The 393-nt window shown below is 63.6% G+C and carries 1 protein-coding gene; it reads right to left on the minus strand.

The window, feature by feature from the left end:
- A partial coding sequence (locus QSK07_RS22725) for a contractile injection system protein, VgrG/Pvc8 family (RefSeq protein WP_285797976.1) occupies window positions 1–393 on the minus strand: 393 nt, incomplete at both ends.

Consider the following 393-nt stretch of genomic DNA (forward strand, 5'->3'; position numbering starts at 1 on the left):
CCAGCGACCCCTGGCTGATGCCCTCTTCCGTGACCACGCCGCCCGACGGGGTGACGTGATAGGCGATGGTCTCATAGCCCGGAAACGCCTGATGCTGGTCCGGCGCGTCGCACAGCACCAGCGTATGCTTGTCCGCCTCGTGGCGGAAGAAGTAGTAAATCCCCTCCAGCTCCATCAGCCGGCTGATAAAGTCCAGGCTGCTCTCCTGATACTGCACGCAGTACTCCCACACCCGGTAGTTGCCCGTCAGGCGCGTCTCAACGTTAACCGCGTACTCCTTCAGCAGCGTCTGCACAATCTGCGGCACCGTCTGGCTCTGGAAGATGCGCAGGTTGCGGTCGCGCCGCATCGGCCACAGGTCCGGCTCCACCGTCAGCTGGTAGACCGCGTAGC

Source organism: Pantoea sp. QMID4, assembly GCF_030270445.1.
Classification (GTDB): domain Bacteria; phylum Pseudomonadota; class Gammaproteobacteria; order Enterobacterales; family Enterobacteriaceae; genus Pantoea; species Pantoea vagans.